The following is a 9953-nucleotide window of genomic DNA, read 5'->3' on the forward strand; positions in this document are numbered from 1 at the left end:
TTATCAGTTATCAGTTATCAGGAGATTTGCTTTTATTTATTCTCCCCGTCTCCCCAATTCATAATTCATAATTCATAATTCCCACTCCTTCTCCCCCATCTCCCCACTGCGATGGCGGCATTTTGTCCTCCGAACCCGAAACTAAGACAGAGACAATTATGCAGGGAAAAATTAACAGCCGATCTAGTTAAATTTAATTGAAAAGGCGACTCGCGCACACCCACACAGGGGGGAATTAGCTGATTTTTCAGAGCCATTAAACAAAAAGCCACACCTAACGCCCCCGAAGCCCCTAAAGTGTGTCCTGTTGCGCCTTTTGTCGAGCTTACAGCCACTTGCGAGCCAAAAATGCTGGCGATCAGGTTTGCCTCCCGTTCATCGTTTAAACGGGTGCTAGTGCCGTGGGCGTGAATGTAATTAATTTCATCTTTTCTTAATTGACTTCTGTGCAAACATAGTTCTATGGCTTTGGTAGCACTATGATTATCCACCGCCGGGGCGCTAACATGATCGGCATCGCAGGTAAAACCATAGCCCAAAATTTGCCCGTAGATGGGGGCATTTCTGCTTAAAGCCAGTTCTTCCGATTCAAGGACTAAAATCGCCCCACCTTCCCCCAAAACCAAGCCTTCTCTAGCTATATCAAAAGGATAACAGCCCGTTTTCGCCAAAGCTCCCATCTGTTCAAATCCCACCAAAGTTAAGGGAGTGATCGGAGTTTCGATCGCCCCTGCTAAAACTCGGTCGCATTCTCCCATTTTAATTAATTCTACACCCTGGGCGAGCGACCAGATGCCCGTCGCACAGGCCGCCATGGGTGCTAAGACTGGGGCGCCGGTTTCTATCAATCTAGCGGTCAATACCGAGGTGCGATCGGGTAAACTGTCTAACCAGTTTTCTACTATTCCCGTCGCTGCCATCCGTTCCCATAAACCCTGACAACCGCGACTAGAACCGATAGTGACAGCACAATCCTTTAAGGGAGTCGTTAACTTCGCATCTTCAAGGGCGGCAATTAGGGCAATTTTGGTTAAATCCTCTAAAAATGCGGGTTTGTGACCGATTAAACCCAGGGGTAAAGCGGGTAAATCAGAGAAGGGTTGTTGCCTAGTTATACCAGTTTTGCCCTCTAGTAATCTTTGCCAACTCTGACTTAAATTTCCCAGAGAACTGATCAACCCAATTCCCGTCACCACAACATTCATTTATCATTTATCAGTTATCAGTTATCAGGTATCAGTTATCAGTTATCAGTTATCAGTTATCGGAATATTAAATGATTGGGGGGGGGACGGCGAAGATTAAATTATCGAAAAAATCGGGTCTAAAACCTCGCCTTAAGGCGAAAAGTTTTTGGAGCGGGGCATAAATCCCCGTTACAAAAACGGACTCCTGCCCCCTGCCTCCGTTAACGTCGTGCGAACCCACCCTAACCGATCGCTATTTTTTCAGATTTTCTGCACCGGAAATAACTTTGGCCGAGTCAATTTTATCCCCTTGTTTGATCGTATCGACCACTTCCATTCCCTCAGTTACATAACCAAAAACGGCATAATCACCATCGAGGAAATTGATATCCGACAGGGCAAAATAAAACTGAGAAGAAGCGGAATTAGGCTGTTGAGAACGGGCCATGGCAATCGCACCGCGTTTATGGGGTAAAGCGACCATAGGAGTGCGGGCCGTGGCCTGTTGACCGATTGCTTGCCCATAAATCGGCTCTTTTTCGTCTTTGAGGAGAATTTCCAGGGGAACATAACGGGATTGCTTGGTTTCTGGATCGACAAAACCACCGGTTCCGCGACCTTGGGGATCACCTCCTTGGGCGACAAAAGGCTGCGGTTCTGTAACCACGCGATGGAAAGTTAAACCATTATAAAAACCTCTCCCCACCAGATCCACAAAGTTACCTGCGGTAATTGGGGCCGCATTGCCATCAATTTCGATCGTTACCGGTTTACCTTTGATGATCATCTCGACGACGGCAGTTCCATCTAAGCGGGGTTTGTGATTATCCATGTTGACACTGCCCGAACTGGCAGGTTGAGAAGTTTGGGTGATACTAGAATTATCGGGGGTGGAGTTAGCTTCTGGGGAAGAACAGCCGAAAAGTGTCGTCGTTGTGATCAAAAAAACACAAACCACAGACAGCCAGCAAGATTTTCTTATCTTCATCATTATTTTATAGCCAAAAAGAGCGAAAAAAGGACTACAATCCCTCTAGAGGAATTTCCAGAAAACGAGCGAGTTCCGCTCCTTGATTTTCCAATTCCGAGAGGGACATGGGATCACCGACGCGAGTTAAAGGGATATCACGACGCTGTTTAATCCGCAGGAATAGTTCCCGTTTTGGGTTGAGTCCTTCTCGCACTTCGGCCCGCACAGCTTGCACATCTTCGAGAGGCCAATCGAGATCAATGCGACGATTTTTGCCGGGGTAGCCCCAACGAAAGATTTTAACTTTGCCGGTTTCCTTGTTAAACTCGTTATAACCACCTCCGACATTCCAGAGGAGAGATAACCAGAGATAGATGGCTAAAAGCGTCCCCGCAGTGCCATAAAAGAGGAGAGCGACTCCTTGGGGAATAAATTGTAAGGAACTGGTATCGCTAACGAGAAGTAGATTGACCTTCAAATAACTGGAAAGACCAGCGAGGAGAAACCCTAGACCGCCAATAGAGACGATTACAGCCCAAAAATAGTTACTAGGGCGACGGGAACCCACTACTTCTCGCCGTAGGATCAGGCTATCTTTACTTGTTGTTTGCGCTTTCATGAATTCTTTTTAAGGTTGCCTAGAGTTATTTTACCAGCTTTTTTCTCCCCACTTCCCCAACCCCGACCTAGGGTGTTGATTGGGAGCGGAATGCCGCCAAAATCACTCATACACTTTTTCTCTGATTAAGATCAAGGGTACTCTGTACCGGCGATTGCCTTCCAGAAAAGGTGATAACCTTCCAGAAAAGTTATCGAAAATTTAGTTGGTTAATGCTTCGATTTCTTTGATTGCTTCGTCAATTCCTTCTTTAACTTTGCTCAATCCAGTTAAAAAGTATTGCCAATGACCGTGTTTGCCGTCGGCATTAATGGCATTACACCAGCGTTTAGCGGCTGCTTGCTTGACTTCCCTCAGTTCGTCCCATCCTTTAGTTTCTAGGATTAAATAGTTAGATTTAGCGGTCTTCAGACGGATAATAAAGTCTGGGATATAATCGTGGTCTTCCCCATTATGAAAATAGGGAATAGTAAACCCTAAGCGTTCATTTTTAACAAAGGCTGCAGTGGCGGGATGATTGTCAATAATATAGGCGGCTGCCTGTTCCCATTGATCGGTATCAGCCACCACACAGTTAAGGTGAGACTTGACTACCTCTCTCACAGGTTTGCCGGTGAAGAAGTTAATATCATCGGTTGAACCGTTGCCTAGATGTGCCTCAAATTTGGGGATTTCTGGGGCTTCTCCGGCGCCGGTATCGGGATAAATGGACTCCGAGAGTTTTTCAATTACCCAACCGTAATAGGGGGAAAGAAACAGATCGAGAATGTGAGCGGGTTCTACTACTTTAACCTTTTCAGTTAGGTAGCGATCGCAGATTTTTCTTAATTGGGGAAACAAGACATGAGGGGGTGCTTGACATTGCTCGGTTTGGCAGTAAGTTTGGGTTAAATCAGCAGCTAATTCAAAGACTAATTCCTGTAATCTTTTTCCCTGACGGTAAGGGTTGAGATCAAGGCTTTCCAGTTTGCCTGGACCAGATAGGCTATGACGACCTTGGTTATTAGCTAGAGTCGCTTTAACTTGGACTTCGGGGGCAATTTTGAAGGGGTTAATTTCTAAAGCGGCGATGGTTGTCCAATCAACGGTGACTCGGTTTTGTACGGCTTGGGTATAGCCTTTAACTCTGGGAAATTCTAGGCGATATTGGGATTTTTGCGGCACTGAGTAAACATGATAGCGTTTTTCTGGCTGAGGTTTTGCCCCTTGGGGATTAGCTTTAAAGGGAACAACTTCAAAGGGAACTCCGAAAATTGTTGAAGTTTCTTCGGCAAATTTGTTATCCTCGGTGAGGTCATAACTGCGCCTTCTTAACCCCCTACCTACCACCTGCTCACAGAGTAATTGGGATTGAAAGGGACGAATCCCAATAATATGTTTTACGGTGGAACAATCCCAACCCTCCGTAAGCATTCCTACAGAAATTACACATTTTATATCGCGACCGGGGGGGTGAAACGGTCTAGCTAATTTCTCAGCTAGTTGGGCAAATCCTTCGGGATAAATATCGCGTCCTTGATCATCTTTTGTCCATTGAGTCTTACCAATGGTGTCTAAAGTAAAGCGCATCCATTTACTTTCATCGGATTTACTTTCACCCGATTCTAATTCTTCAACTACCTTAGAATCGACTCTAATCGTGTTAGTTTCTCCCTCGGTATTACGGAGCGATCGCAGGTTAGAGGAGGGTAAATCATTCGGTTTGATATCTTCTGCTATCCATTCATAGAGACATTTAGCAATCTTGGTATTCTTACAGACAATAATAAATACAGGCGGTCTGGGATCATCGGAGGCTGCCCATTCTTGTTTAATTTGTTCCCACTGTCCCCCTAATAAGGTGATGGGATGTTGCACATATTTGAGGATAGCTTCCGGTGTAGGATTTATTCCTTTACCCCGTTCAGATCGGGTCATTTTCTTCATTAACCATTCCCAGATATTAAAGTAAGCTAAATCTGAAACGGCTGCGCCGGTGGTATCTCTAACGGGTAATTGAGGAATTTTCACTAAACCTGCTTCAATGGCATCCATTAAACTAAAATCACTGACGACCCACTCAAAGGGTTTATTAGTATTTTGTTTGGAAGATTTTAAGTAATAGGGAGTAGCGGATAGATCTACACAGAAATTAATGCCTCGATATTTGTTAATTCTATCTAAACCCTCAAGCCAAATCGTGGCTTCTTTTTCTTGATATTTTTCCGATTCTTGCTCATCGCCAGCATCATTATTATCCGAAGATAACCGAGATATCCGATAAGCATGATGCGCCTCATCATTAAAGACTAAAATGTTACCTTTATTCCCCACTTCTTGGGTTAAGATTCGTTTAATCCAAGCGGCATCACTTTCTAAATAGCGGGTAATTTCTACCTTGACTTCTTTAAGATTTCCCTGTGTATCATATTTCTCCCCTCCTTCAGCGACTTTTAACCGACCTAATGCGATTTGCTGTCCTAAAGTTTCTTGGGTTAGATATCTTGTTCCCCTAGCAGTTTCGTTTTTAGCGGCAATCTTAATCACTTCGGCGGCGGTGGTTTTGACTCCCACTTTCACCACTTTGGCAGTGTCATTACCGGCAGTGGCAGGCGCTCGCTTTTCAAAAATATGCCAATTTGTCACCAAGACTTTACCCTGTCTCAGTTTATCCATCAGGTGAGAGGGTACGAGGTCACGGGTGCGATATAAAGAAGCTTCGCCGTTGTCGGGGTTGAGTTCCTGCAATCTGCTTTTAATGGTGATATTGGGACAGATAATCAGGACAACATCGGAGAATTTAGCGTTACTGCGATCTGCTACTTTATTGAGGATGGACCATGCTGCTAACATCCCCATCACTGTTGTTTTGCCGCTTCCAGTTGCCATCTTACAGGCGTAGCGGATGAAAGCTTTTAGGGTGGTGTCAATGGGGGTGTCTTGGGGGATATGAATCCCTTGGCGAAAGTCGGCCCGTGATTCAATCAGGAAAATGATGGTTTCTACTGCTTCTTTTTGAGCAAAAAATAGGCGATGTTCTCTTCCTTCTCGGTTCCAATAGTCCAATAGTTCTAAGGTAGTACGACTGACACCGGGATAGTTTTCGTTTCTCCATTCTTTGACTTTGTTCCTGATGTGGTTAACCAAGGTCATTTCATAACCAGGGAAAAATTGATCGGGGGGTGAAAGTTTGAGAACTTTTCCTAATTCCCATTCGCTGTCACCTTCCCGGGGGGGATAGACAATAGCCGGTCTTCTCCCTTCTTTTAATTCTGGTTCATAACCTTCTCGGATGAACCAATAACGGGAGGGTTCATCAAAGGGTGAGTTGAGAATCGGTTCGTTGACTTCGTAGGACATAGGGTTATTTAGGATTTTTTTCTTATGTATTAACTCAAGGCAAACTCGGTTAAACTACGTTTATAGGGAGCCTGAAAACCTAAGACTATATCTTGTTTAGGAACACCAGCAGCGATTAATTGATTGGCAATGCCGATTTCTGTTCCATCTCTTTGAATCCAGATTTTGTCATCTTTTATGTCAAGATGAATAATCACACCATAGATTCGCTTTTGCTCTTTCCACCCAATATTTAAGACTTGGTAATGATGGCGTTTTGTGTCAAAAATAAGTTGAGTTTCTGTGTCATTTTTGCTGTCATTAACTGAATGTTGGGTGAGAATGTCTTGAATCAGTTGAGAGTAGTTTATTCTTTCCATAATACCGCCTCTTGTTTGAGAGAATTAAAGATTAAGAGTTTAATTTTATATTCGGCTACAGCGTCTTGAATAAATTGACGAGAGAAAAAGTCCTCATAGGTATCTTGAGGAATGGCTAGATAAAGAATCCTTTCGGGTTGTTCCTGTTTTAATGCTAACCGATAATTGAGGATTTGTCCTAATGCGAGATGAAATTCGGTGACTTCTGATGCGCCTAAAAAAGATTTAATCTCTAGGGCAATTTTTTGACCTGCCTTTTCGGCGGCAATTAATCTTTCCGCGCCTAAGTCGATGTAAAATTCTACGTCATTGACTTTAAGATAAAGGGGATCATGGGTGATATTCCAGCCATCTTTTTCGAGGGCAATACACACGGATTGATTAAAAATATCTTTGGCTGACATAGAATTTTCTAAGTATAAGCAAGCTCGATAAACGGCTGATTTAACTTCATCAAGGGTTCATCAAAAGGTGAGTTGAGAATCGGTTCGTTGACTTCGTAGGACATTTCGATTTTTGATTTTGGATTGATTAATTTTCTAATAAATCTTGAGGTTGAATGATGGTGATGTGAGGAACAAGGATGAAATCATCAGGATTAAAGGTTAGTAAATGAGTAATATTATGGGATTGCATTACGGCTAACAGCCTGATGTCATGGGTTCGTTTTCCTTTAATGTTATGATTAACGACCAGTTGAAACCAGTGGAGAAAAATCTCTGGGGTTTCTTCTAATAAAGAGAATTGAGAAAGAAGATTGTTAATTTCTTGTTGCGTTTGTTGTGGATTCCAACCTAGACCATTAACATCAAGTGGACGAGTAGCAACTACCCAAAATTCAATTAATACTTGAGAGGTAATCAAACAAGTGTCACCGTGTTGAAGGATATAGTTAATAGCATCTCTAACCAGAGAATACTGAGAGGAATTCCGGTCACTGCCTCGTAAAAGAATGTTGGTATCCAGTAAATATTGAGTCATTCGTCTTCGTACATACTGTCTCGGTGTAAGGCTTCATCGGGTAAGGGAGGATTAGAGGATTTATGACTATCAACCCATGCTAACCAATTAGCAGATCGTTGTTCTGGGGTTAAATTAGGATTGGGTTTAGGCAGGGTTGACTTTTGGCTCAGGAATTGGGTAAAGTCTAAGACTTCCTGTTGTTTGTCTGGGGGTAATTTTCGGAGATATTCTATAACATTTTTTTCGATATTCATAGAGTTATTTTATTGAACATTAAGTGTAACTTCTCACTCTTTAATATTAAATCCTATATTTCGATTGGGTTATTTTCTGAATGGCTCTCCCAGGTTTGGTGGGTAAAATGTATTCTAAGATACATTCCTCCTAGCGAGGGGGTGGAACGAACCACAAAGACACAAAGGACACAAAGATCGATCCTATGTAAGTTAAACTCATCACACAGAACCTAGAAGAGCCTCTGAATTAGTCATAACTCTACCTCTTACAAACTTTTAACCACTAACAACTCATTCCCCCGGTCATCAATCACCTTAACGGCAATTTGCCGATGTTCTCCCACGGCAAAAGGTGCGCTGGTTGTCCCTGCTAGATGTTCCCAGACTGATTCCTCATAGGTTCCCTTTAAAGCTTTCTTAATCGAATCCCAAGCGCCGGTACGGGGAAAAAATGCCTGATTGACGTGGAAACATAGGCCGTTGTAGTCAGTATCGAGAAACCAAGCGGGGACATTCTTACCCGGTTCTGAGTCCACTTTCATTGTAACCGGGTCAAACACATCCAAACCCAATAACTCCACTTGATATTTACCCTCAGGGATGGGATTAATCCTAATCTCTGGCAGTCCACAGACGCTGAATATCTGGGAACTCCTCATGTTTTTGAGTAAATCCCCCATCAGCAGGTCTGGAGTTGCTTGGATGTAAGTCGCGGGAATCCCCACCGTATCCTGACAGTGTTCTACAAACTGACGAGCGCTAGGAGCGATCGCAAAGCCAAGGACGAACAGATGAGCGTATTGTTTATGATAGGCTTCCCCAGCCGCTCTGTAAATCGGCTGTTCTGCGATCGCTCCGTTCTCTGGTCCGAATAGAAACGCCACCGGTTTCTGGGAGAGGGGAAGCTGATTCAGGTTTGCTTCTAGGGCCTCATCTACCACCTCCCCCAAGGTAGCACCTTCTAAATCACTAGCTTTGACCATTGCTTCGGCCGATAGATTCTGGGTTCGCGTCGGCTGTCGCACGTTGTTTAGGGTGATGGTGCGGTTCCCAGACAGACGCAACACGGGAGATTTCCGCAGAATTTCCAACATCCGTTCTTCATAGGGACCGCTATTGTCGATTACCACCGCTGCGCTTTCCGGTTCGTCTTCCATCTCCACCGGAGGCGGTATGGTTCCCTCGATGGTGAAGGGACTACACACCCGCACAATACTGTTATCTACTTCGGGACGGTCAACTAAGATTTCCGATTCGGGGGGTTCATTGTTAGCGATACTTTTCAGGGTGATGTGTGGGACTATTCCCCCAATTTCTTCCCCTTTACTGTTCTGTTTTCTCTTGTAGATAAAACCCCCCGTCGGTGAGTTATTATCTTTCAGTTGATACCAAGGAAAGGTGGCGGTTAATAGTCTCTGTCTGGCTAAGGCTAAGGGTACTCTACTGACATCACAGGTTATCCATCTTCTCCCCCATTGTTCGGCAACGTAAGCGGTTGTCCCACTTCCACAATTATGCACAGTACAAACTTCAGTAATAAAAGAGTGGACAGTTTCAATCTCTAAATCATAGACTGTTTCCGTCGTTATTTCCGATTCTAAATCTTTAATTTCACAGGGTATTTGTTCCCTGCCAAAATAAACAATATCACCGATTTTTAAAGTATCAGCCCGTCGCCATTCTTTGTAATGATCTTCTGAAGGTTCAACCGCAGCCAATGTGGCTTTAATTGTCTCTAATACTCCCGTCAAATTATGATAAATTTCTTGATTATTGAATCGCAAAATATTTAATCCCAAAGAGTTTAAATAAGTATCTCTTTCTTGGTCATAAACTGTCGCATCTGGCCTATAATGGCTATCTCCATCTACTTCAACAATACAACCCTTTTCTCTTGCATAAAAGTCGGTAATATAACGTCCAATAGGATGTTGACGGCGGAATTTAACTCCTAATTGATTTCCTTTGATTTCTTGCCATAATTTAGCTTCGGCTGGAGTCGCTTCTTTTCTCATTTCTCTAGCTAAACCAAAATTATTTTTAGGAATATGTTCCCAATTGCGATCGCCTCCATAACTGGTTGTCCGTTTTTGACATAAGACTCGATGATCTCCCGTTACCCAGAGGATTTGCTGACAAAGGTGGTGACGAATCCCGATCATTTTCCCTTGATGGGTTTTGCTGATAGTACGAAGAATCCGATGAGGTTGCAGATCATGTCCGATGACATAATCTCCCGGTTGTAATTTTTCTATTTCTAAAGCCCCTCNCCTCCTAACG

9 protein-coding genes are annotated in these 9953 nt (G+C 43.5%); all 9 read right to left on the reverse strand.

Translation table 11 applies throughout. From position 1 onward, the window contains the following. Positions 1–65: 65 nt before the first annotated feature. Entirely contained in the window at positions 66–1205 is a 1140-nt protein-coding gene (locus tag MICAI_RS05610) for a beta-ketoacyl-ACP synthase (RefSeq protein ID WP_008198984.1), read from the reverse strand. A gap of 235 nt (positions 1206–1440) precedes the next feature. After that, a complete protein-coding gene (locus MICAI_RS05615; protein ID WP_008198986.1) occupies positions 1441–2178 on the reverse strand; it encodes a peptidylprolyl isomerase in 738 nt (245 codons plus the stop codon). Between the two features lie 31 nt (positions 2179–2209). Next, entirely contained in the window at positions 2210–2776 is a 567-nt protein-coding gene (locus MICAI_RS05620) for a photosystem I assembly protein Ycf4 (protein ID WP_008198988.1), read from the reverse strand. A gap of 201 nt (positions 2777–2977) precedes the next feature. After that, positions 2978–6115: a BPTD_3080 family restriction endonuclease gene (locus tag MICAI_RS05625; RefSeq protein WP_008198992.1), complete on the reverse strand. Its 3138-nt coding sequence runs from the start codon at positions 6113–6115 to the stop codon at positions 2978–2980. A 29-nt stretch (positions 6116–6144) separates the two neighbouring features. Further along, entirely contained in the window at positions 6145–6474 is a 330-nt protein-coding gene (locus MICAI_RS05630) for a XisI protein (RefSeq protein ID WP_008198994.1), read from the reverse strand. Continuing rightward, positions 6462–6878, reverse strand: a complete 417-nt coding sequence (locus tag MICAI_RS05635) for a XisH family protein (protein ID WP_008198996.1) — start codon at positions 6876–6878, stop codon at positions 6462–6464. The genes MICAI_RS05630 and MICAI_RS05635 overlap by 13 nt, the downstream gene beginning before the upstream one ends. A gap of 127 nt (positions 6879–7005) precedes the next feature. Continuing rightward, positions 7006–7455 carry a type II toxin-antitoxin system VapC family toxin gene (locus MICAI_RS05640; protein ID WP_008198999.1) on the reverse strand — a complete coding sequence of 150 codons (450 nt, stop codon included), beginning with the start codon at positions 7453–7455 and terminating at the stop codon, positions 7006–7008. Beyond that, on the reverse strand, positions 7452–7691 hold the full coding sequence (locus MICAI_RS05645; RefSeq protein WP_008199001.1) for a DUF2281 domain-containing protein: 240 nt from the start codon (positions 7689–7691) through the stop codon (positions 7452–7454). Before MICAI_RS05645 ends, MICAI_RS05640 begins: the two co-directional genes overlap by 4 nt. Positions 7692–7939: 248 nt before the next feature. Beyond that, on the reverse strand, positions 7940–9953 hold a 2014-nt coding region (locus MICAI_RS24885), incomplete at its 5' end, for an endonuclease domain-containing protein (protein ID WP_157221726.1).

It is taken from the genome of Microcystis sp. T1-4 (assembly GCF_000297435.1).
GTDB lineage: Bacteria > Cyanobacteriota > Cyanobacteriia > Cyanobacteriales > Microcystaceae > Microcystis.

Excerpts from the sequence above, each read along its gene's own strand:
- MICAI_RS05610 (WP_008198984.1), bottom strand. The coding sequence starts at position 1,205 with ATGAATGTTGTGGTGACGGGAATTGGGTTGATCAGTTCTCTGGGAAAT.
- MICAI_RS05620 (WP_008198988.1), bottom strand. The coding sequence starts at position 2,776 with ATGAAAGCGCAAACAACAAGTAAAGATAGCCTGATCCTACGGCGAGAA.
- MICAI_RS05625 (WP_008198992.1), bottom strand. The coding sequence starts at position 6,115 with ATGTCCTACGAAGTCAACGAACCGATTCTCAACTCACCCTTTGATGAA.
- MICAI_RS05630 (WP_008198994.1), bottom strand. The coding sequence starts at position 6,474 with ATGGAAAGAATAAACTACTCTCAACTGATTCAAGACATTCTCACCCAA.
- MICAI_RS05615 (WP_008198986.1), bottom strand. The coding sequence starts at position 2,178 with ATGATGAAGATAAGAAAATCTTGCTGGCTGTCTGTGGTTTGTGTTTTT.
- MICAI_RS05635 (WP_008198996.1), bottom strand. The coding sequence starts at position 6,878 with ATGTCAGCCAAAGATATTTTTAATCAATCCGTGTGTATTGCCCTCGAA.
- MICAI_RS05645 (WP_008199001.1), bottom strand. The coding sequence starts at position 7,691 with ATGAATATCGAAAAAAATGTTATAGAATATCTCCGAAAATTACCCCCA.
- MICAI_RS05640 (WP_008198999.1), bottom strand. The coding sequence starts at position 7,455 with ATGACTCAATATTTACTGGATACCAACATTCTTTTACGAGGCAGTGAC.